Origin of the sequence: Mycolicibacterium wolinskyi (assembly GCF_002101965.1) — a bacterium.
Classification (GTDB): Bacteria; Actinomycetota; Actinomycetes; order Mycobacteriales; family Mycobacteriaceae; genus Mycobacterium; species Mycobacterium wolinskyi.
Genome location: NZ_LQQA01000012.1, coordinates 36395 through 58290, shown reverse-complemented (window position 1 = coordinate 58290; position 21896 = coordinate 36395). Strand labels below are relative to the sequence as shown.

At 65.1% G+C, this 21896-nt stretch carries 24 protein-coding genes; 11 read left to right on the top strand and 13 right to left on the bottom strand.

Annotated elements, in window-relative coordinates:
* Window positions 1-54 precede the first annotated feature (54 nt).
* The gene (locus AWC31_RS11505) at window positions 55-1386 is read right to left on the bottom strand and encodes an IS256 family transposase (protein WP_085144399.1); all 1332 of its coding nucleotides are present in this window, start codon (window positions 1384-1386) and stop codon (window positions 55-57) included.
* A gap of 179 nt (window positions 1387-1565) precedes the next feature.
* Here AWC31_RS11505 and AWC31_RS37365 point away from each other — a divergent pair, with 179 nt between their 5' ends.
* Complete coding sequence (locus AWC31_RS37365; protein WP_165765946.1) at window positions 1566-1730, top strand: hypothetical protein; 165 nt, start codon at window positions 1566-1568, stop codon at window positions 1728-1730.
* On the top strand, window positions 1717-2625 hold the full coding sequence (locus AWC31_RS11495; RefSeq protein ID WP_234816813.1) for a hypothetical protein: 909 nt from the start codon (window positions 1717-1719) through the stop codon (window positions 2623-2625). The genes AWC31_RS37365 and AWC31_RS11495 overlap by 14 nt, the downstream gene beginning before the upstream one ends.
* A gap of 74 nt (window positions 2626-2699) precedes the next feature.
* Here AWC31_RS11495 and AWC31_RS11490 read toward each other — a convergent pair whose 3' ends face one another.
* From AWC31_RS11490 to AWC31_RS11465, 6 genes are all read right to left on the bottom strand, one after another.
* A complete protein-coding gene (locus tag AWC31_RS11490; protein WP_234816812.1) occupies window positions 2700-3407 on the bottom strand; it encodes a DUF4396 domain-containing protein in 708 nt (235 codons plus the stop codon).
* 348 nt (window positions 3408-3755) lie between these two features.
* Complete coding sequence (locus tag AWC31_RS11485; protein WP_085144397.1) at window positions 3756-4163, bottom strand: four-helix bundle copper-binding protein; 408 nt, start codon at window positions 4161-4163, stop codon at window positions 3756-3758.
* Between the two features lie 159 nt (window positions 4164-4322).
* The gene (locus AWC31_RS11480; protein WP_085144396.1) at window positions 4323-5288 is read right to left on the bottom strand and encodes a L,D-transpeptidase family protein; all 966 of its coding nucleotides are present in this window, start codon (window positions 5286-5288) and stop codon (window positions 4323-4325) included.
* Window positions 5289-5417: 129 nt separating this feature from the next.
* Window positions 5418-6683 carry an adenylate/guanylate cyclase domain-containing protein gene (locus tag AWC31_RS11475; protein ID WP_234816811.1) on the bottom strand — a complete coding sequence of 422 codons (1266 nt, stop codon included), beginning with the start codon at window positions 6681-6683 and terminating at the stop codon, window positions 5418-5420.
* A 156-nt stretch (window positions 6684-6839) separates the two neighbouring features.
* Window positions 6840-7691, bottom strand: coding sequence for a F510_1955 family glycosylhydrolase (locus AWC31_RS11470; RefSeq protein WP_085144479.1), 852 nt, complete (start codon window positions 7689-7691; stop codon window positions 6840-6842).
* Between the two features lie 124 nt (window positions 7692-7815).
* Window positions 7816-9033, bottom strand: a complete 1218-nt coding sequence (locus AWC31_RS11465) for a L,D-transpeptidase (protein WP_085144394.1) — start codon at window positions 9031-9033, stop codon at window positions 7816-7818.
* Between the two features lie 577 nt (window positions 9034-9610).
* Here AWC31_RS11465 and ripB point away from each other — a divergent pair.
* Window positions 9611-10255: an NlpC/P60 family peptidoglycan endopeptidase RipB gene (gene ripB, locus AWC31_RS11460; protein WP_234816828.1), complete on the top strand. Its 645-nt coding sequence runs from the start codon at window positions 9611-9613 to the stop codon at window positions 10253-10255.
* Window positions 10256-10259: 4 nt separating this feature from the next.
* On the opposite strand, the gene AWC31_RS11455 is transcribed toward ripB, so the two are convergent.
* Genes AWC31_RS11455 through AWC31_RS11445 form a run of 3 tightly spaced genes read right to left on the bottom strand, consistent with a single transcriptional unit; the run spans window position 10260 to window position 11535 of the window.
* Window positions 10260-10520, bottom strand: coding sequence for a hypothetical protein (locus AWC31_RS11455; RefSeq protein WP_133060141.1), 261 nt, complete (start codon window positions 10518-10520; stop codon window positions 10260-10262).
* An 11-nt stretch (window positions 10521-10531) separates the two neighbouring features.
* Window positions 10532-10915 carry a DUF2218 domain-containing protein gene (locus tag AWC31_RS11450; protein WP_085144391.1) on the bottom strand — a complete coding sequence of 128 codons (384 nt, stop codon included), beginning with the start codon at window positions 10913-10915 and terminating at the stop codon, window positions 10532-10534.
* Between the two features lie 2 nt (window positions 10916-10917).
* Window positions 10918-11535, bottom strand: a complete 618-nt coding sequence (locus AWC31_RS11445; protein ID WP_085144390.1) for a class I SAM-dependent methyltransferase — start codon at window positions 11533-11535, stop codon at window positions 10918-10920.
* A 100-nt stretch (window positions 11536-11635) separates the two neighbouring features.
* On the opposite strand from AWC31_RS11445, the gene AWC31_RS11440 reads away from it, so the two are divergent.
* The 4 genes from AWC31_RS11440 (at window position 11636) to AWC31_RS11425 (ending at window position 14824) form a co-directional block, all read left to right on the top strand.
* Window positions 11636-12205: a TetR/AcrR family transcriptional regulator gene (locus tag AWC31_RS11440; protein WP_085144389.1), complete on the top strand. Its 570-nt coding sequence runs from the start codon at window positions 11636-11638 to the stop codon at window positions 12203-12205.
* Window positions 12206-12343: 138 nt separating this feature from the next.
* Entirely contained in the window at window positions 12344-13447 is a 1104-nt protein-coding gene (gene ripC / locus AWC31_RS11435; RefSeq protein ID WP_374214050.1) for a peptidoglycan hydrolase RipC, read from the top strand.
* Window positions 13448-13696: 249 nt separating this feature from the next.
* Window positions 13697-13972: a DUF2752 domain-containing protein gene (locus AWC31_RS37360; protein ID WP_165765945.1), complete on the top strand. Its 276-nt coding sequence runs from the start codon at window positions 13697-13699 to the stop codon at window positions 13970-13972.
* A 207-nt stretch (window positions 13973-14179) separates the two neighbouring features.
* Window positions 14180-14824: a DUF305 domain-containing protein gene (locus AWC31_RS11425; protein ID WP_085144387.1), complete on the top strand. Its 645-nt coding sequence runs from the start codon at window positions 14180-14182 to the stop codon at window positions 14822-14824.
* Between the two features lie 7 nt (window positions 14825-14831).
* Here AWC31_RS11425 and AWC31_RS11420 read toward each other — a convergent pair whose 3' ends face one another.
* Window positions 14832-15983: a sensor histidine kinase gene (locus tag AWC31_RS11420; protein WP_085144386.1), complete on the bottom strand. Its 1152-nt coding sequence runs from the start codon at window positions 15981-15983 to the stop codon at window positions 14832-14834.
* Window positions 15980-16729: a response regulator gene (locus AWC31_RS11415; RefSeq protein WP_085144477.1), complete on the bottom strand. Its 750-nt coding sequence runs from the start codon at window positions 16727-16729 to the stop codon at window positions 15980-15982. The genes AWC31_RS11420 and AWC31_RS11415 overlap by 4 nt, the downstream gene beginning before the upstream one ends.
* Before the next feature lie 116 nt (window positions 16730-16845).
* On the opposite strand from AWC31_RS11415, the gene AWC31_RS11410 reads away from it, so the two are divergent.
* Window positions 16846-17088, top strand: coding sequence for a hypothetical protein (locus AWC31_RS11410; protein ID WP_085144385.1), 243 nt, complete (start codon window positions 16846-16848; stop codon window positions 17086-17088).
* Window positions 17081-18613 carry a multicopper oxidase family protein gene (locus AWC31_RS11405; protein WP_085144384.1) on the top strand — a complete coding sequence of 511 codons (1533 nt, stop codon included), beginning with the start codon at window positions 17081-17083 and terminating at the stop codon, window positions 18611-18613. The genes AWC31_RS11410 and AWC31_RS11405 overlap by 8 nt, the downstream gene beginning before the upstream one ends.
* A gap of 36 nt (window positions 18614-18649) precedes the next feature.
* On the opposite strand, the gene ripA is transcribed toward AWC31_RS11405, so the two are convergent.
* Window positions 18650-20029, bottom strand: coding sequence for an NlpC/P60 family peptidoglycan endopeptidase RipA (ripA, locus tag AWC31_RS11400; protein WP_085144383.1), 1380 nt, complete (start codon window positions 20027-20029; stop codon window positions 18650-18652).
* A gap of 383 nt (window positions 20030-20412) precedes the next feature.
* On the opposite strand from ripA, the gene AWC31_RS11395 reads away from it, so the two are divergent.
* Both AWC31_RS11395 and AWC31_RS11390 read left to right on the top strand, forming a co-directional pair.
* On the top strand, window positions 20413-20835 hold the full coding sequence (locus AWC31_RS11395) for a hypothetical protein (RefSeq protein WP_207626341.1): 423 nt from the start codon (window positions 20413-20415) through the stop codon (window positions 20833-20835).
* On the top strand, window positions 20832-21734 hold the full coding sequence (locus tag AWC31_RS11390) for a M56 family metallopeptidase (protein WP_234816810.1): 903 nt from the start codon (window positions 20832-20834) through the stop codon (window positions 21732-21734). Before AWC31_RS11395 ends, AWC31_RS11390 begins: the two co-directional genes overlap by 4 nt.
* The last annotated feature ends 162 nt before the right edge of the window (window positions 21735-21896 follow it).

Below are 21896 nucleotides of genomic sequence, written 5' to 3'. Positions count from 1 at the left end.
ATAACTCGATCCGGCGGGGGACTGTCCGATTAACGGTGTAAGCGGCATCTTCGGTTAGGTGGTTTCGCTTCCCGGCATGCGGTCGGCGAAGGTGATCGCGAAGGCGTTCAGCGCTGGTTTCCAGCGCATCGTCCATCGCTTTTGACCGGTCCCGGTCGGGTCCAGCGACCGGGTGACCAAGTATAGGCATTTCATGGCTGCCTGCTCGTTCGGGAAGTGTCCGCGGGCCCGGATCGCACGACGGTAGCGGGCGTTTAGGGATTCGATGGCGTTGGTCGAACAGATCACCTTCCTTATCTCGGTGTCGTAGTCCAGGAACGGGATGAACTCACTCCAGGCGTTGCGCCACAACCGAATTGCCGCTGGATAGCGGTTGCCCCACTCCGCATCGAACGCATCCAACGCCGTCGCGGCGCCCTCGGCGTTGACCGCGGTGTAGATCGGCTTGATGGCCTTGGCGATCGCATCGCGGTGCTGGCGGCCGGCGTAGCGGAACGTGCCGCGGATTAGGTGAATGACACACGTCTGGACCACGGTGTCGGGAAACGCCGCGCCGACCGATTGCGGCAGTCCCTTGAGCCCGTCGCAGACCAGGAAGAAGATGTCGGCCACGCCGCGGTTCTTGAGCTCGGTGAGCACCGACAGCCAATACTTGGCCGATTCCCCGTCGCCCTCACCGGCCCACATCCCCAGCACGTCGCGGCGGCCGTTGAGATCAACGCCGATGGCAGCGTAGATCGGCCTGGGACCGACCTGGCCGTCACGGATCTTGACGTGCAGCGCATCGATGAACACCGCGGCATACACCCTCTCCAGCGGGCGGGTGTGCCAGGTAGTCATCTCCTCGACGACGCGGTCGGTGATCCGGCTGATGGTGTCCTTGGAGACCTCGGCGCCGTAGATGTCGGCGAAATGGGCGCTGATTTCCCCGGTGGTGAGCCCACGGGCATACAGCGACAGGATCACCTCGTCGACGTCGGTCAGGCGGCGTTGGCGCTTCTTGACGATGTGCGGTTCGAAGGTGCCCGCACGATCGCGGGGCACGTCGATGTCGATGCTGCCGCAGGAATCGGTCAGAACGGTTTTGCTACGAGTTCCGTTGCGGGAATTGCCACTTCCATACCCAGTCGGGTCGTGTCGGTCATAGCCGAGGTGCTCGGACAGTTCCTCGTCCAAGGCGGTTTCGATGACCGTCTTGGTCATCGCCTTGAGCAATCCACCCGGGCCGGTCAGCGCCACCCCGGCTTCGCGGGCCTGGCGCACCAACTCCCGGGCGACTTCAAGTTCATCGACTGCTCGAGCGTCGGATACCTCGATCGCCGCCGCAGCGGCCTCGTCTTGATCAGGGTTCTGCGATGGCTCCACAGCCACGACAGTCTCGGTCATTTCGTGACCTTTCCGCCCACCGACACACCGGGGGCCGTTAGGCCACTTACACCGTTACTGCGACAGTCCCTCCGGCGGTGGCGAAGTTGTTGCGGGCGTTCGCGTTACCGGGTGAGGTGCGCCGTGCTGTCGGTGTGAAGGTGGATACTGCGTTGGCGGCCTGGCATTGTCAGCCCGACATGCGAAACCGCGATAAGTACTTCGTCCAGTACACGACGCGCCGCGGCGAGGTCGATGACCTGCTGCAGCGTGTCGCGTCCGGCCCGCGGGGAGCCGCGCCGGTGCGTGAGGATGCGGTGCCGCGACGAGGGTATGTGGAGGTGGTCATCGGTGGCTATTGGTGACGACGACCTCGATAGGATGGAATCGGCGATCGTGGCCGCCATGAGCGCCCCCGGCATCGATGAGCGCGTGCCGGACTGGACCACCGCCGACGACTTGTCCCGGATTGGGATCGAGGCACTGACCGACGCCGACCCCTTGGGACGCGCCTTGTCCTCCCGGGGCAATATTCGTATCACCGGCGGCGGGGTCACCGGGTCGTCAGCCAAAGTCAATGAGGTAGCTCGGGTCATGACCGGCTTTCAACGCCTCGCTACCGCCGTCGGTGCGGCACAATCCGGTGATAAAGCGTTGGGCAAGAAACCCAATGCCGATGTCAAACGTCGCACCGACCTACTCCTGACCGCAACCCCGGCGCCCGGATCGATCATCCTGACGTTGACCCCGGCTCTTTCGCCGGCCGAAGAGGCGGGCGCGCCGGGGATGCTCGATGAATTCGAGACCCACGACCAGATGCTCGATACGGCTGTCGGCGCTGCCATCGATGTGTTCACAGCGGGCAACGACATTGGCCCGGTTCCCGAGCAGTCCGCCTTCGTCCACCAACTTGGCGACATGGGACCGCGTACGGCCTCGGCGGTGCGGGACTTGGCAAAAACGTTGGAGCGCGCCGGATTCGACATCGACGTCGACTGGCGCCAGCCGTCACGGTCGACACGACGGGTCAGCGTGACCGCTCGCGCTGCGCGTCATATGGCTTACGTCGTCGAACACGCCAAACTCGACGAACAACCGGTGACCATCGTCGGCGAATACCTCACGGTCTCCGCGGTGAGTTCCTGGGTGATCCAACAAGAGACGACGGGGATGCGGTCACCGTCAAGCTCGGCCGCGCCGACCCCAGCCAAACCCGAGCCCTGGCCGTCGGCGAGCGCATCCGTGTCCAGGCCATCATGAAAACCGAGACCACCCCGGGCGGCAACACCAGAATCACCTACACGGCACAGTCTTTCGAACGATTCTGATGTCGGTCATGGTGTCAACTGCTGGGGTGGTGGGGTTTGGCTGTGAGAGGCGGTCGTGTCGGGTGTCTCGAGTTGGTCTGCGAGGGCAACGACCAGGCCACCGAGCATGAACGCTGTGATTGCTGCAATCAATGTCGGAGTGCTCAGTGAGGGGATGAACCGGCGAATGCCGGCGATGTCGTGGCTGCCGCCCCCGTGGTACGGGTGTGTCAGTGCGTGTCCTTTGCCTTTTTGCAGTAGATATCGGTTCACCGGGTAGGCGGCGAAGAAGGCGGCAGACAGCGCGATGATCATCCCGATCCAGAAGATGGGGTTGACCAGGCCGGCGTTCATCGCGCCGGGGATGACGGCCATAACCAGGTTGTCGACGATCTCCATGGTCGCGATCGAGAGTGTATCGGCGGCCAGAACCACGCTGAGCGCCGTGCCGATCGCCAGGCCAGCTTTGAGTAGCGGCAGTGTCGACAGGGTGTAGCCAAAGAGGAATGCCAGGGCGACGGCGAGCGCGATGGTGGCCAGGTTCGTGAAACCGAGTGCGGTGCCGATGATCAAGCCGACAATCTCGCCGATGGCGCAGCCGGTGAGGCAGTGCAGTGTCGCGCTGACTGCCATCGCGTTGACGTTGCCGGTGTGGTGCTCATGATCCGTGTGCGAGCTGTGGTTATGCGCGCTGTGGTGGTCGGCTTGATGGTGATGGTGGGATTCGATAGCCATAACCTCTGTCCTCGTCGAGTTGGGGTGCCCGGCGGGGCATGCGGGCATCGTGGTCGAATCGTGCTCCGGTAAGCCTGGCCCGACCAGCGTTGTCTGTGGGTTGTCGATCAATACCGGGACGATGCCGTTGAAGCCTTTGTGCGTTGGGAGTTGTCCCGCAACCGTGCTCCGGTGGCTGCACGGCCGTACACAGGTTGGTCTGTCTGGTCGCAGTTCTCGTCGACGTGTGTGCCTCCAAATCGGTCGCGTATCGGCATCGACATACGTTCTACCGTACCCCCCAGGGGTATGGTAGAACCAAGGAAGTCGCGGCAGCCAGACAACCGGTCCGTGAGGCTGGGTATGTAATCAGTCGAGCTGAGCTAGCAGGTCCCGGCAAGCTTGCTCGCAACGTCGGCAGACGTCTGCGCAGACCTTGCAGTGTTGGTGGTGCGGAGCATGCTGGTCGCATTCTTGTGCGCAGGCGCGGCACGTTGTTTCACAAGCGGTGAGTACGGCTTTGGCGACTTCAGCGTTGAATGCGGTGCGTCGTCCGATGATCTGTGCGGTGTCAGCGCATATGTCGGCGCAATTGAGGTTGGTGGCTATGCAGGCGGCGAGTCGGTCGACTGATTGCTCGCTGAGGCAGGCGTCGGCGCACTGGGTGCAGGCCTGCGCGCATTCCTGGCAGGCGTCGAGGCATTGCGCCAAGACTTCCAACTGGCTTTGTGGGATCTGGCCAGGATGGGTTTGGAGCATGGTGGCGGTGGTGGTCATTGCGGGCCTCGCTTTCTACTGTGGTGGTCCGTAGATCTCATCGGCCTACCCCGGAGTCGGTGCGCGGAAACATCGCGTCGAGCTGCTGGGCGCACGAATTTGGGCGTCGTGAGCAGCCTGTGACGCGTGGTGAGGTTCGCCGGGTCCCTTGTTATGCGGTCAGATTTGCCAGTCTTGGGCTCCGTCAGGCTGGTCGTAGAGGCCCACGGAGTTCTTGACGACGACAGGGTCTCCGCTGCCGAAGTTGTCGAAGAACCATTGGGCGTTGGCGGGGCTGAGGTTTGGACACCCGTGGCTGACGTTGCGCTTGCCTTGGTCGGCTACCGACCACGGGGCGCTGTGAACGAAGATGCCGCTGTTGTCGATGCGGACGGCGTTTTGGACCTTGAGTTTGTAGCCTTCCGGTGAGTTCACCGGGACCCCGTAGGTGGAGGAATCCATGACGATGTCGGCGAACTTCTCCAGAACGTAGTAGGTGCCATTGGGGGTTTCGTAGCCGGGCTTGCCTAGTGATATGGGGAAGGTCTTTTCGAGCTTGCCGTTGCGGACGACCTCCATTTGGTGGGTTTTGTCGTCGATGGTGGCCACCAGCGCATCGCCGACGCGAAAACTCGATTTGGTGCCGGCGGCGTCGATGTTGACCACGGTGCCGGCCGGCCAGAAATCGATTGGACGCCAACGAACTTGCGTGTCGCTCATCCAGTAGAACTTGCCGGGCACGGCCGGGCTGGAGGAGATGTGAATGGCATTCTCGGCCATCTGCCGGTCGGCGATGGGGCGCTGGAAGTTGATGTAGATCGGCTTGGCGACACCGACCAGCGATCCGTTGACCGGATTGAACGATGGTGGCAGGAAGGGCGGTTGGCCGGTGAACGGCAGCGGATTCTGGCCGGCCGGGGTGCCGGTGCCGGCCGGTTGGCCCAGTGGGGCCGCTGGTACTGGAAGCGGGTCACCTGCTGGCGGCAGTGCCAACGGGTCGGAGGGCGGCAGCTGTATCGGCCCAACAGGCGCCGGGGGCAGTGGGCCTTCGGGCTCTGCGAGGGCGGGTGGGCCGCTCACCAGTGATGAGGCAAGCGTCAGAGTTGTCAGAATCGTGGCGACCCAGAGGAGTCTCTGGCGGTGCATGGGGCCTCCTTGGATGCGGATCTTAGTCACCGATCACGCCCGGCGGATGGGTGTCGCGGCTAGTCGCACAGTCTACTAGTTACGTACATGAATAGTAGTTTGAACGCTGGTGACTGTGAGAGCGGTTGGTCATGTCGGGTGGTGGACGGACTGGCCCGCGGCGTTGGCGAAGCGTTCGGGTTGTGCGGTGAAGGCGTTGTGACAGCGGTGGCTGCAGAAGTCGAATGTCATTCCGTGCCAATCGGTGGTGGCTGCGACATCTGCGGGGTCCAGCAGCATCCCGCAGACGGGATCGGTGCGCCGGTCGGCGCGCGCTGGCGCGCTGTGCCTTACGTCGACGAGATGCACCGGTTCGGGGATTCCCTTGAGCCGCTTCGGGGGCAGCGGGGTGAATCGCGCCTCAGGGCAGTCTGTGGCTGCGGAGTGGAGTTCTCGCGTGATGAGGAACTGGCCGGTGGTTCCCGCCGATGCGACGCGGGCGGCGAGGTTGATTGTGGCGCCCAGGTAGTCACCTTCTCGGAAGAGCACTGGTCCGGTGTGCGCACCGATGTGCAGGGCCGGGAATTGGGGTTGGGTGTTGACTAAGTCGTCTATGGCGAGGCCGAACGAGACGGCGTCACCGGGGCGGGTGAACATCAGCATGAATTCGTCGCCGATCTGTTTGATGATCCGGCCGCGATGATGCTTGGCGTGGCTCCGCACCGCTAACGCGAACGTGCGAAGTACATCGGCTGCGACATGATCGCCCATGGTTGCGGTGAGTGGGGTGAAACTGGCCAGGTCGATGAACAGGACGGTGAGGTGTTCTTGGCCGGGCACCGCCGCCGGTGGGGTGTCGGGCTCGGTGAGATGGCGAAGGAAGTCTTCGCGGTGAGCGCGTTCGAGTGCGCGTCGGTGGAAATAGACGACGGAGGGTTCCACCATGTCGAGCAGGGGTCCGGCGATCGGTTCGCTGGCGTCCAGCAGCTCGGAGCCTGAAAGGCCTTGGGCGCGACGGGGTCCGTGAACGTAGTCGTGAAACGTCCGCAGCACCGAGTCTGCCAGGCGGTCGGCAGTGTCGCTGAACACCCGCAGCAGCTGCATCAGCGCCTCGCGCGGCATCCCGAGGCGCAGCGCAGCAGCGATCCGGTGCGCGGCGGCAATGTCGGCGCCGGTAACGATGCTGTCCCAGCCCATGATCGGCAGCAGTTCGTCGATCACCTCGGTGTCGAGGGCGGCTTCGCGGGCCAGGTGTGTGATGTGATGGGTTGCGGTGTCGGCTGGTTCGGCGGTGTTGAAGCGGTTGAGCAGGTCACCCTGGTTCGCCAGTGCTGCCGCCAAGTCGTGTCCGCTGATGCCGCGGCTGCGTGCGAACTGGATCAATTGTGTGCGGCGCAGAGCGTTCGGTGTGAACACCCCATCGGGTGTGCGAGTCAGTAGGCCTGTTCGCGCGTAGTCGAGGAGGTCTTCGGGGTTTCCCCCGTCGCGGTTGCCAGCTTGGCCACAGTCCAGCCGACAGCCGTCGGCGAGAGGTCCGAGCGGTCCGGCTGGGCGCGGACGTACTGCTGGGGGTCAGGGTTGTTCGAGGGCATAGTAGATCTCGAATGTCGTGCCGTTGTCTGTCGATCGGTGTATCACCGTGTCGGTGGCGAGGTAGACGACTCCGTCGCCGGCGGCGAGTAGCGCCTGGGGCTGTTGATGCAGTTCGCGGCGCTGTTTCCAGGTGCGTGCGGCATCGGGACTCACATACACTGCGCCAGCGGGGTCGACGCCGATGAGCGGGCCGTCGTCGGGCCAGGCGACGAAGGCCAGTGCGGGTCCGGTGCCGGCGGGGGTGAATGTTGCGGCTTGGTCGGTGCTGCGCATGACACCTTGGGCCGTGGTGGCCAGGACTTCATTAGGGTTGTCTGGTGAGACGGCGATATCGATGGCGCGCAGCGTCGCTCGCGGCTGCCAGGTGTGTTGGTCGGTGCTGACCATGACGGTGCGGGTGGTGCTGTCGAGTCCGATGACGAGTCCGTCTCGGTACTCCAGCGCATGGAAATCGGCGTTCCCGCTCAGCGATACGGGTGTCCAGGAGCGTCCGCCGTCCGTGCTCTCGATCAGGCCGAGGTTGGGTGGCTGGTCGGCGGCATGTTCGGCGGGGTGGCCGCTGCCGAGGAAATGGTCGGGTCCGACGACGGTGAAACCCATGAAGTCTTGGACCACGTCGCTCACCCGCGCGGGCTTGCGGTCGGCAGCGATCCGGTACACCCCGTAGTGGGTGCCGGCGTATAGAGCACCGTCGGCCGGGTTGATCCCTAGGCCGTGGATATGTGCCATGCCGTCCGGCGTTTCTTGGCCGGGTTGAGGAGTAGTCGTGGTGGAGCACGCGCTGATCACCAGCGCCGCCGCGCCGACCAGCGCAACAATGTTCGATCGCATGGTCACCTCACTGCGGCACGCACATCATCTGTGTACGTAACTCGATAGTAGGAGCTCTTGCGTAGGGCCGGTCGGGTCACGCGACGACGCCGGGCAGCCACATCAAGACGCCGGCCGCGTGAGGTTAGAGTTCGGCGTTTCCGGCCTGCCATTGATCCCACGGGATGTTCCAGTCCCCGAGGCCGTCGGTGCCCGAGAGGGTGGAGCCACGAGTGTTCACCACTTCAACGACGTCGCCGCGTTTGGTGTTGTCGTAGAACCACAGGGCATTGCTCGGGCTGACGTTGAGGCAGCCGTGGCTGACGTTGGTGCGTCCTTGGCTGCTGACCGACCAGGGGGCCGAGTGTACGTAGATGCCGCTGTAGGACATCTGGGTGGCCCAGTCGACTTCGAGGCGGTATCCGTCGGGAGAGTTGACCGGGACCCCGTAGGTGGAGGAGTCCATGACGAGGTTGGAGTACCTGTCTCCGATGATGTAGGTGCCGCGGTCGGTGGGTGTGCTGTCCTTGCCCATCGATATCGGCATGGTTTTGACGATTTCGCCGTTGCGGCGCACGGTGAGGGTCTTGGTGGCGTCATCGGCGGTCGCGATCACTTCGTCGCCGATGGTGAACCGGGTGGAGGCGTCGTCCTGGCCGAACAAGCCGTTGCCCAGATCGACGCCGTAGGCTTTGACGGTTACTTCGACGGTGGTTCCGGGTTTCCAGTATTTGGCCGGGCGCCAACGGACTTCGCGGCTGTTGAGCCAGTAGAAGGCACCGTCGACTGACGGTGTCGCGCGCACGGTGATGGCGTTTTGCGCGGCCAGCCGATTCGTGATGTCCTCGTCGAACCGGATCGCGATGGGTTGTCCGACACCGACCACTTCACCGTCGTTGGGCAGGACGTAGGGCATGGTGAGGTTTTCCGGCGACTGGGTTTGAAAGCGCATCTGCGTGCGGGCCATGCCGCCGAGCCCGAGCGCCTCGGCGCTCAGTGTGTATTGCTTGTTGTAGCCCAGCGGTTCGGCGGTCGACCAGGTCACGCCATCCGGGCTGAGCTGGCCATCGACGGGAGTTCCCGCAGCGTTGACCATGGTCACGGTGCCCAGCACGCCTTCGCTGGCGCTGACCGTCACAGGGGCGTCCACCGCGACACCGACGGCGCCGTCAGTCACCGTGGACTGCAGCCGGGGCACCAGCAGGTCGCTGAACGGATCACCCTTGTCCGCGATCACCGGCGGCCCGGGAGAGCTGGCCGTCGGAGCGCCACTGCAAGCGCTGACCACAAGGGCGAGCGCCGATGTCGCCGCGATCACCAGCATCAGCCGGCGCCGACCCGCCACCGAACCGATCCCAAGCATCGTTATCCCTTTCTGGCAGCGCCGTTGGCGGGCTGGCGTGTCAATACACTTCGTGCGCCCGGGCCAAAACCTGTGACCACGAACTGCACACCTCGTCGCCCTCCAGCATTCCCGGCAGGAATGTAGCTGCACTCGTCTTTCGATGAAGATTCCGTAAAGCCGTGCGCCGGCCTGACTTTTTCTTTGCCTGCTATCGCAGTACGTACTAAGTGACACCGTACTGGACTTTTGCCCATGTCACGCGTCTCATGCGACACCTAGTCGGGCTCGGACCCGGCGGGCGTTACGAAATCGAGTCCCGTGACTGCAGATACAACTGTGACGGCTGTGTTGTATGTTGCAGATAGTTCGCGCTGCCGTGAGAGGTCCATCGGCCAGACGCGCCGGATGAGCCGTTTTGCAGGAAGTGATCCACATGGGCACGTGCACCGTCAACCAGAGCGTCGGTGAACGCCTCACGCGGCTAGGATGCGGCTCTGCAGCAATGCGTTTCGGTCACGGTTCTACTCTCCGAGTGGCGCAGCGTGCCGGCACGGTGATTGGCCGATGGACGTCGGTTGCGGTCGCGCTGGGGCTGATGATCGCCTCGGCCGTACCTGCCGCCGCGCAGCCTGATCAGTGGGACCCTACGTTGCCGAAGGTGGTGAGTTCCGGAGCGCCAGGTGACCCGGTCGCCATCGCCAACGCCTCACTGCAAGCCAGTCAGCTTGCCACGCAAGCGACGATGGACCTGGGGCGCCGGTTCCTCAGCAGCCTCGGCATCGGAGGCGATGCGGGACCGCCCACCGCGGCGGCCGGCCGCCTCGGCCGCGTCAACGGCCGCCAGGCGATCGAATACGTCATACGCCGCGGCGCCTCACAGGCCGGGGTTCCCTACTCCTGGGGCGGCGGTAAGCCGACCGGCCCGACGCGCGGGGTCGACTCCGGTGCCAACACCGTCGGATTCGACTGTTCGGGGTTCACCCAGTTCGCCTTCGCCGGTGTGGGTGTGTTAATTCCGAAATTCTCCGGCGACCAGTACAACACCGGCCGTAAGGTTCCACCCTCTCAAGCCAAGCGCGGCGATTTGATCTTCTACGGGCCGGGAGGCACCCAGCACGTGGCGATCTACCTCGGTAGCGGCCGGGTGCTCGAATCGGCCAGCAGCTACGGCAAGGTCAGTATCAACCCGCTGCGCACCGCGGGAATGTCGCCCTACCTGACACGCATTATCGAAACCTGAGCAGTCAGGCGCCACGCCCCAGCCGCCATCGCCGGCGGCCATGACCGCGTGCCGGGTCGGCGCACTTCACAGCGCGGTGCTGGTGATAACGCCATCGCCGTGTCGCGTGAACACCCACGCCGGCAACCAGTTTCGCGACGAGGAGAGCGATACCTACGCCCACCGAAAAGCCCCACTGGTTGATCAGCGTCGCACCGACACCCAGATGCGCGCCGAGCACCATCACGATCGCTGCCACCGCCAACCACCGTCCCCGTCGTGGCATCGCCATCCTCGTCACGACCGTCGATGGTCGAGCGTGTCAGGCCCACCGATGCTCGTCCAGACCGGACGTAGAATGCCGCCACTGAATCTGGCGATGTCGGGGGTCACGATGTGGGTGATCTGACGCAGTCCGGCCTCATCGTCGTTATCGACCCGAATCACCAGCTGCGTCCCCTCGGCGTGAAGTCGGCAGCGTCCCCGAGGGTTGAACGTGATCGTGGCGTTGCCGCCGGTGCATTCGACGCGGACGTCAAGCGCGGCGGACGCCTGCGCCCCAGCAGTGTGTAGCCGCGACGGTCGGCCGACGCGACTGGCGAACATTTGGGCGTGGCGGCGCATCTGGCGCAGATAGCGGTCGGGGGTGTCGGTGGCGAGATGAGCTACCCGGGTCGCCATCCTCACCGCCGGGTCAGTTCGACCAACCACGCCGCGATCCGGTGTGGCGCAACGGTAATGTCGAGAGTGGCGGGTTCGATCGCCTCGATCTGCCAGAGTTCGCTGAATGCTGCGATGATCTGGTTCCGCGTGAGGCGCTGGGGGCCCCAGTCGCCGGGTTCGCGATCGCTGAACCCGAGCGCAAACAGCTTGCCGCCCGGGTCCACCACACTGGCGACAGTGGCGACATAGGCCCTTCGGGCCGGTTCTGTGAAGATGTGAAATAGCCCGCTGTCGATCACGGTGTCAAAGCGCTCACCGAGTTCAGCCAGTTCGAGGGCATCGTGTCGAACAAAGCGGACGGCAAGACCTCGTCTGGCAGCCTTCGCCTTCGCGAGCTCTAACGCCCGCGCCGACTGGTCCACCCCGACGGCCTCGCAACCACGCGCGGCGGCCATCAGGGCATGCTCGCCGGTGCCACAGCCAATGTCGAGGACACGCCCCACGATGCGGCCCGCATCGGCGAGATCCTGAAAGACCCTCTGTGGCCGGTCGATATCCCAGGGCGGTTTGGTGTCGTAGAGATCGTCAGGTCCCGTGGCGCGATGCAGCGGGTGCAGGCCATGTGCAAAGTCGTCCATGACGGTTGCTCCTCGTCGGCTTCCCAGACGATTTAACGAGACATCGTGTCTATAGTCAAGACTTTCCGTCGTCTCTGTGGTTGAGTTGTATCGTTGGAGCGTGCCGAAGCTCTGGAACGACACAATCGAGTCCCACCGCCGCAACGTGCGGCAGTCGATCCTGGATGCCGCAGCAGCACTGGTCAGCGAGGTGGGGCTTCGCGCCGTCACCATGGCGCAGGTCGCCGAACAGGCCGGCATCGGCCGGGCCACGCTCTACAAATACTTTCCCGACGTCGAGACCATCCTGCACGCCTGGCATGACCGCCAGGTCGACGAACACCTCCACCAATTGCAGCAGATCCGCGACGGCTCAGGCCCGCAACGACTCGATGCGGTCCTGACGGCGTACGCCCGCATCGTGCACCAGCGCCGCGGCCACGACACCGCCCTCGTGCAACTGCTGCATCCCAGCCATCACGTCATTGTCGCCCACGACCGGCTCTGCAACTTGGTGCGCGGGCTCATCGAGGAATCGGCTGGCACCCCGGCCGTGCGCGACGATGTCGATGCCGGCGAGTTAGCCCGCTACTGTCTGCATGCCCTCAACGCCGCAGCCACAGTGACCACCGATGACGAACTGCAACGCCTGGTCTGCCTCGTTACCGACGGACTGCGGCCCCGAGCCTGATGTGATCTCGGCCGGCGACGGCGAGCGCCGGCATCATGGACAACACGTTACCATTTCGTAATCTATCTGGGCGCTACGTACGTACGTACTAAGGAATTAAGACTCGGCGCGAAGGGTCACGTCTTGCCAACCACTCGTTTGAGGCGAACGCGTACAGCGCGATTGCTCGCCAGTGTGCTTGTAGCAGTGACGATGTCGGTGATCGGGGTATCGGCCGGCGTCAACGCCGACCCCGCCTCTGATGCGTTGGCCACGCTCAACGAGCTGTCCCGCAGATCCGAGCAGACCACCGAGGCCATGCACGCGGCGCAGCTCGACCTCGACACCAAACTGGCCGCCCAACGCGACGCCGAAACGCTGAAGATCCGCGATGAGACGGCGCTGACGGCCGCCAGTGATCAGCTGCAGCGCCAGAAGTTGGCGGTCGACAAGATCGCCGCGGCCACCTACATGGGCGGCAATCCCGACGGGTGGACGGCCGTACTGACAGCCGAGTCACCGCAGCAACTCATCGACGAATTGGCGACCAAACGTGCGATGTCGACACAGATGACTGACCAGATCCGCGCGTTCAGGATCGCTCACGAGCAAGCGCAAACGGCGGCCCGCAGCTCTGAGGCATCGGCGGCCGCGGCGCGCTCGGCAGCCGAGCAAGCCGCAGCCGTACGCGCCGAACTACAGGCCAAACAAAGCCAGCTGCAACGCGAAATCAGCGCTGTGCAGGCACAATACGAGGAGTTGACCCCCGATCAACGCGCCACACTGGCCGATCTCGGGCCCCCGCCACCCCCTGGTGCGGTGCCGCCGGGCGTCGCGCCGGACCCTGCGGTGGTGGCGCTGCCCGCCCCGCCTGTGCCCGGCGACGGGCCCCCGCAGGGCAGCACACCCGAACCTTCAGGCCAGGGCGCGCTCGTTGTGCAAGCAGCCTTGACGCGTGTGGGGGCGCCGTATTCCTGGGGAGCTGCCGGACCGGATGCGTTCGATTGTTCGGGGTTGATCATGTGGGCCTTCCAGCAGACAGGCAAATCGCTTCCGCACTCCAGTCAAGCCTTGGCTGCCGGTGGCCAGCCGGTGGCCGTGTCGGATCTGCAACCTGGAGATATCGTCACGTTCTACGACGATGTTTCGCACGCGGGGATCTACATCGGCGACGGGATGATGGTGCACGCCTCAACATTTGGTACACCAGTGCGGGTGGCCCCGATCTCATCCGCGCCGATCCACAACGCACGACGCTGGTAGACGCGTGTGGTGACGGGCGCGCTGCGACGATGTTCGGGCTAGCCTTCAGTTGAGCGAGAAGGGCCATCAATGTTCGCCGAGGGCGATGGCCACCGCTGTGGCCATCGATTCACGCCGACACTGTCCACCCGGCCCGTTCACCGGGGCTGGGTGTGGACAGCGCTGTGTGGGTTAGCAATAGCAAGTGCTATTGCGGTGCTGGGTATCCCGCGCGCGAGTCTGCACGGTCCACTACATGCGATCGGTGTGATGGATCCACTGTGCGGGGCAACACGATCGGTCTACCTGACGTTGCACGGCGACATCGTCACCGCGGTGCACTACAACCCGGCAGGACCGGTCTTGGTCCTGGCTGCGGTACTTGTGCTGGTCCGCGCCGCCGTCGAAAGGTTCGGTGGACGCTGGATCGTCGTCGACCTACCGCGCCCGCTGCGCATCGCGATGGGGGCGACGTTGCTACTCGCACTCGAAATCAACCAGCAGCTGCACGCGGCGATGCTCACCCAGCCGTGGATGGGCGTCTGACATCGTGTGCGGCCTGGACCACCCCGGATTGGGGCCGGCGATGGTGCGAGCGTGCCCCCGGCGCGAGCAGTCTTTACGGGTTCTTCATTGAAAGTCGAACCACTTACCGGATGAAAGGGGCATTCTTGAGCAGACGCGGGCTCGGGGTGGGTGCTGCTCGGTCGGAGTGACAGCACGTAAGCACCATGACATGGAAAAGGGACTGGAATGCGAGTTGAACGGCTAGGCGTGGTGGCGGCGGGCGTGGTCGGCGTGGCACTGGTGGTGAGCGGTTGCAGCAGCGCTGACAACAGTCACGATATGTCGGCGATGACGACCTCGACGTCGACACCAGCCCCGGCTTCGGCCGGCGATGCGCCCGCCCAGGCGCACAACGACGCAGACGTTGCGTTCGCGCAAGGCATGATTCCTCACCACCGTCAGGCGATCGAGATGGCCGACGTGGTGTTGGCCAAGCAGGACATCGACCCCCGCGTGGTGACATTGGCCAACGCCATCAAGGCGGCTCAAGGCCCCGAGATCGACCAGATGCAAGGATGGCTGAACGATTGGGGTGTCTCGGCACCGCCATCAGATAGTGCGATGCCGGGCATGCCCGGCCACGATATGGGAACCACAGGCGAGGGCATGATGACCGAGCAGGACATGGCCGCGCTGCGCGACGCTCAAGGCGCCGAGGCCTCGAAGTTGTTTCTTACCCAGATGATTGAGCACCACAACGGCGCGATCACGATGGCCCAGACCGAGATTGACACCGGGCAGTTCCCCGCAGCCGTTGCCCTGGCTCAGTCCATCGTCACCGCACAGCAGCAAGAGATTGCCACCATGCGCGAGATTGCGGACTCATTATAGTACGGCGCTAATTGATAGGCGGCCGGCCGCGCTGCGCGGCAGAGACCGGCAGTGTGATGGTAAACGTGGTATGTCCTGTGCTGCTGGGGCTTTCCACGCTGATGATGCCGCCGTGCGCCTCGACGATCGCCTTGACGATGGACAGCCCCAGTCCTGATCCCCCGTGATCGCGGGTCCGGGCCGGATCAGCACGGTACAGACGGTCAAACACATGAGGAAGGTGCTGAGCGGAGATGCCCTCACCGGTGTCGGTGACCTGGAGCAGGATGCGGTCGCCGCGGGTTCGTGCATTGACACTGACGGTTCCATGCGGTGGGGTGTGGCGCAGGGCGTTGTCGAGCAGGTTGGTGAGCACCTGCGCCAGCCGCTGCCTGTCGCCGTACGCGGGCGGCAGCGGCGAGGGCAGGTCTGTCTCCAGCGACACCTGCTTGGCCTGGAAGCGGTCGGTGAACGCGGTGGCTGCGCCGAGCATTACCTCGGTGATATCGAGCTCGGCCATCGACATCGAGGCGGTGCCTTCCTCTGCCTGGGCGAGCGCGGCGACATCTTCGGCGAAGCGGACGAGTCTGCGGGTTTGGTCGCGCAGCATCGCTGTGGTGTCGGGGGTCAGTGATCGCACACCGTCCTCCACAGCCTCGATGTAGGCATCCAGGACCGATACCGGGGTGCGGATCTCGTGGGCCAAGTCGCTGAAAAGTTGGCGCCGGTTGGCGTCGACGGCCTGCAACTGTGCGGCCATGTGGTTGAACGCGTGTGCCAGCGAATCGAAGTCGGCGCCCAAACGCGGCGGTGGCACCCGGGTGCCGTAGCGGCCGTCGGCGACGCCGCTGGCCGCCGAGGCCACCTCGGCGACCGAGCGTTGCAGCCTGCGACTGACATACCAGGTAACCAAGATCGCTGTGGCGGCCGCGACAATGACGGCCCCACCCAGCGACAGCATGGTCGCGTATTGGTAGGCCTCCTCGGCATGCAGCTCTTCGGCAGAATCCGAGGGGACACCGGCACGGTGCAGGTGTTCACGAAACAGCGGTGGCCCGACAACCGCGGCGACCAACCACGTGGTGATTGCACCGGCCAGCAGCACCGCGGTTTGCGCGATCAGCAGCCGCATCCCGATTCCGGGAGTCCTCCAAAAGCGCTGCGCCGTCGGATGCGTCATTGTCCGTTCCCGATTCGATAGCCCACGCCGCGCACCGTGACGACATAGCCAGGGGCGGCCGGGTCGTCACCCAGTTTGCGCCGCACGTGTCCGATGTGGACGTCGACGAGGTGATCGTTGCCCACCCACGGGCCGCCGCGGACCACCTCCAGCAACTGGCGGCGGCTCATCACGACACCCGGACGGGCCGCCAAGGCGGCCAGCAGGTCGAATTCCATGCGGGTCAAGCGGATTGGCTGTCCATGCAGAGTCACTTCGCGAGCTGCCACGTCGATACGCAGCGGGCCGATCTCGACAGGTGCGGGCGCCGGAGACCTGTTAGGTGCTGGGCTCCCAGGGGTGCGGGGGCGGCGCAACATGGCACGGATGCGGGCGACCAATTCGCGCGGGCTGAACGGTTTGGTGACATAGTCGTCGGCGCCGACGGTCAACCCCAGAATGGTGTCCATCTCGGTGTCACAGGCGGTCAAGATGACGACGTAGGCGTCAGAAAAGGTACGTAACTGCCGGCAGACCTCCAGCCCGTCGATGCCGGGCAACCCAAGGTCGAGGACCACGACATCGGGGTCGACGGTTCGGGCCAGCGCCAGCGCGTCGGGGCCGGTGTGGGCGACGTGGGTGGCGAACTGTTCGCGCACCAGGTAGCTGGCCACCACCTCGGCAAGGGCGGTCTCATCGTCGACGACGAGCGCCCGAAACACGGGAGCGTCGACCGGTGGCCGTGACACAGCGTTCATGGTGTTCATGGTGCCGAGTGAACCCACGCCACAAACGTCCGACGAGCTTCTTCAACGAATCTTCACACGACCCTTATCGATTCACTGCCGTGCACCGGTCATGGTAGTGGGCGAAGGAGACCGACATGGCTGCGCGATCGACGCTGAACGTGATGGACATCAGCGGTGACTGGGACACGGTGGTGCTGCTGACCGGCGCGGTGATGCTGTGTTGGCTGACCGCGCTCATCACCGCCACCGTGTTGTTCGGACACGGCACCCGCGATGAGCGGCCGGCCCGCGCGACACTGATGAACCCGGCGGGGCACGGTCACAAAGCACGAACATCCCGCGACGGCAGACAGCAGGAGGCTACGGGCAATGGATGACTGCGACAGCAGGGCGCGGGTAAGCCGCCGCGGTTTCCTCCTGGCCACCGCCGCGTTGGGCGCCACGGTGGTCGCGGGGTGTCAGCGCGATGCCGCCACCTCGGCATCCACCGACGCTTCATCGGACGCCATCGCTGCCGCGGAGGCGCGTCGCCCCCACAGCGGCCGGACCGTATCCACCACCCTGACCGCCGAGCGGACCCGCGTCGACCTTGGCGGCAGAGTCGCCGAGACGATCGCCTACAACGGCAGTGTGCCCGGTCCGCTGGTGCGGGCGTCGGTCGGCGACGAACTGAAGGTCACGCTGCGCAATCGACTCGGCCATGCGACATCGGTGCACTGGCACGGCATTGCGCTGCGCAACGATATGGACGGCGCATCACCTGCCACCCCCGATGTCGACGACGGCAGCGAGTTCACCTACCGGTTCTCACTGCCCCATCCCGGCACCTACTGGGCCCACCCGCATGTCGGCCTGGACGCCGACACGGGCTTGTACTTCCCGGTGATCGCCGATGACCCGGCCGAACCGGGCCGCTACGACGCGGAGTGGGTGGTGATGCTCGACGACTGGACCGACGGCGTCGGTTCCAGCCCGGCACAGATCTATGACCGCCTCCGCAGCGGGTCCGGAGGGGGCCACGACATGCCCGGGATGGGCGACATGCCGGGCATGAGCGGGGGCGCTGGGATGAGCTCGATGGGCGCTGCCAGCGATCTGCTCGGCGGAGACGCCGGCGATGTCGAGTATCCGATGTATGTGATCAACGGCCGTAATGCGCAGGCGCCGCATAGTTTCCGGGCGCGTCCCGGTCAGCGGATACGGATCCGATTCATCAATGCCGGCTCCGACACCGCGTTTCGGGTCGCGTTGGCTGACCACCCGATGACCGTCACGCACACCGACGGATTTCCTGTCGTTCCGACCGAGGTCGATGCACTGCTGATCGGGATGGGCGAACGCTATGACGTGACGGTGACCGCCGCAGACGGGGTGTTCCCACTGGTGGCGGCTGCTGAGGGCAAGAAGGCATCGACACGGGCTCTGCTGGTGACGGGGGCGGGGTCAGCGCCGTCACCCGACTTCGCGCCACCCGAGCTTCAAGGCCGCGTCGGCACGGTCTCGTCGTTCACCGCGACGCCGCAGGCCACTTTCCCCGAGTCACCCACCGATGCCGAGCTGCCGGCCGAGCTGGGCGGGTCGATGATGAACTACGACTGGACGATCAATGGCCTGGCGTTCAGCAAAACCCGACCCCTGGCCGTGCGAGAAGGGCAGCGGGTGGCGCTGACGTTCACCAACTCGTCGATGATGTGGCATCCGATGCATCTGCACGGGCACACATTTCAGGTGGTGGGCGACGACGGGCGCCTGGGTGCACGCAAAGACACCGTGATCGTGTTGCCCATGCAGAAGCTGCGGGTGACGTTCGTCGCTGACAACCCCGGCGTGTGGATGCTGCACTGCCACAACACCTATCACCAGGAGGCGGGGATGATGACCCGCCTGGACTACACCGGGTAACCGTCGAACGGGTACACGGTGGGAGGGCGCGACAGGTCAGTACTCGATCAGGCGGGTGACATACGGCATCATGCCGCTGGTGCGCACCGGCGCGATACGGACTTGCGAACCGGTGAACGGAGCTTCGATCACTTGGCCGTTGCCCAGATACATCGCTTCGTGCTGGCTGGCGTTGGGGCCGTAGAAGATCAGGTCACCGCGGCGCATCTGGGAGGAGGGAATTTTGCGTCCCGCGTTGTACTGAGAGCCCGAATAGTGGTCGAGCTTGATGCCCACTCCGGCGAATGCGTAGAGGATCAGACCCGAGCAGTCGAAGCCGACGGTGTTGGCGCCCTGATCGATGCCGCGTGACGGGCCGTTGGCGTTGCCGCCACCCCACGAATAGGGAACACCCAGCTGTGACATCGCCCGGCGGATGACGTACTCGGAGGCCTGCCTGCCGTAGACACGGGGGATGCGGCCGTTGGTGAAACCGGGATCGGCCGGCGCCGCCGCCTGCGGCAAGATTCCCAGACCGGCCAAGAATTTACGGCCCATGTCGGCCGTCAGCTGCGCTGAGGTCGCCGAGATCTGCAGCACCGTGTTGATGATGGCGATCGGATCACCGGCCACGTTGGCGCTGGGCACCATGGGCAGGGTGGTGTCCCACTGGCCGGCCTCACTGCGCGGCCCGGCTGGCGGGCCGGCGGGCAACCGGTCCCAGCTGGTGTTGACCGTGGCCGCGGGACGTGCCGCATCCAGTCGGGCCTGCGCAGAGCCTCGGGCGGCCACGAGACGGTCGACTTCGGCTTGTTGGGTGCCGAATTGGCGTTGCGCCTCGGTCAATGCCGCCACCGCGGCGTCCTGGCGGCGCTGGGCATCGGCGAGGGCTTGGTCGGCACGCTGCTGGGCTGCGCGGGCCAACGAATCCTGATTGGTTTTTTCGGTGCGGGCACGGTGCAGCTCGGTCAGCGCGTTGCGATGCCCGATGGACAGCGTCTGGTCGGCGCTGGCCGCGGCGATGATGTCGTCGGGGCTTGGCGCCACGATGAGCGCCTTGGGTGGTCCGTTGATGTAGCTGGCGGCAGCGAATTGGTCGAAGCGTCGCTGCGCGGCGTCGATGGCCGCGGCCGCCTCGGCGAGGTGTTGCTGACTGAGTTCGGCGTCGCGGCGGGCCGTAGCCGCGGTGTCGCGGGCTTGTGAGACCTCCAGCAGTGCCTTGTTCACGCCTTCCTGCTGAGCTTGGATCAGCGCGCCGACATCGGCCAACTGCTGGTTGGCCTCGGCGAGTTCGGCCACCAAGGCGGCCACCTGTGAGGTGTCGGAGTGCTGTTGGCCGTTGTGGGACGCCTGGACGGTGGGGCTGGTGACGGTCACGCCGGTCACAGCGATCGCAGCTGCCGTGAGGCAACCGGCAAGGCGGCAGACAGGCCTCATCGAAGATCTCCCTCAGCGGGGTGCGCGCCGCACCGTCAGCAGGTCAGAGCCGGCTGGATCACGCCTCGGGCACTTGGCCACTAAGGAGATATCCAGTACGTAGTTGCACCGTATATCACTGCTGCCCCATGGGAAACACCCGTCACAGTCTCGGTGTGGTAACGGTCCCGTGTGCGGTGCGCGAACTCTGTCCGGGCATGGCGAATACGGCGTTGTTGGAGCGCCCGAATTGGCATCGACCATCGGCTCGCCATATCTACTATCTAAGTCAGTACTATCAGTCGCAGAAACTCATGGCGTGTGGACCGAGGTGATGTCGCGTGTGGTATCCGAGGAGCTGGCAGCAGTGCATTGTCGCTGGGGCGGTAGCCGTGGGTGTTGGCTTGGCGGTTGGCATTCCCAGCGCCCTGGTGCCCAACCCGTGGTTCGCGCGGATGACCGCTGTTCCGGGATGGGGCTATGCCGCATGGATTCTCATCGCGGTCATGAGCGCAGTCCTGGCGGCGAGCTACGTCGGCGATGCATCGGCGACCTCAACGACCTCGGGGCGCACCGGCATCGTTGCCAATATCGGATCGATTCTCGCCGTGGGGTGCCCTGTCTGCAACAAACTGGTCGTAGCCGTCCTGGGCGTCAGCGGCGCACTCAATATGTGGGCGCCCGTGCAACCAGTCATCGCTGCGGTTTCTGTATCACTACTGGGATGGGCGTTGTGGCAACGCATTTCGTCCCGTCCAGGCTGCCCGGCACCCAGCGACGTCGGGCGGGTCACCCAGTCAGTCACCGCCGCGCTGGACCGCCCATGACCACCGCACTGTGGTGGGCGCTGGCTGGTGTGGCAGCCGGCAGCATCGCACCGGTGGTGTTGCGCAGTCTGATTCGGCGGGGCACCAGCGCCGCGGCACTTTTGGGCACCTGGGGGGTGATGGTGTGCCTGGTCATCTCGGCGTTGGCGGTGCCCGCGCTCGTGGAGCTGGCGCACCGCTGCTCGTTGACCGTGCGCATCGGCGACGGCCGTGCCGGTACCGTCGTCGGTGTCCTCAGCGCCGCGGTCCTGCTGGTGGCGGGAACACGAGCAGCCTGGCGGCTGCGTGCCATCAACCGGTCGCGGCGCCGTCTGTATGTCAAGCATTTCGAGTTGACCTGGCTGTTGACGGGTAGCCGACCGCGCGGTGGTGGGGTGCTGTGGTTGCCGGTGGCCGATCCGCTGGCCTACAGCCTGGCCGGGCATCCAGCCGTGGTGGTGGCAACCCGCGGCCTGCGCGGCGTGCTCGACGATGCGGCGGTCAGTGCGGTACTTGCCCACGAACGCGCCCACGTGGCTCGCCGCCATCATCGCCTGGTCGCACTGGCCGATGCGGTCGCTGCTGGCCTGGGCTGGCTCCCGCTGATGCGCCAGTCTCCATCGCTGGTACGCATGCTCGTGGAGCTGGACGCCGACGCACATGCCGCACGAATCCACGGCCACCGCTGCCTGATTCGCGCACTGCGAACACTGCAGCGTGCAGCCGCGCCGCCGGCCGCGCTGGGCATCGCCGGCGAATGCACCCAACTACGGCTCGACCGGCTTGGCGCGCGGCAATCGGCGGGCGCTGGGCGACTCGGCGGCGCCGCCACCCGGTGGTCATCGGCGCTCATCGTCGCGGTGGCTTGCGTGTTGAGCCTTTCGGCGGTGATCGCTATTGCTTCCTGCAGCACGGTATGACATGAGAATCCCCGGTCACCGTGGTAGAAGCCTTCCCGTGAGCCGGTACTGCGTACTAGCTTACGTAGTAGGTATATAGCTGTGCGCCCCGTGATGATGAGGACGCGGTAGATGTCTGCTGGTCGGTTTCGACGGACGGTTGGTTCGCTGTTGGTGCTGGTA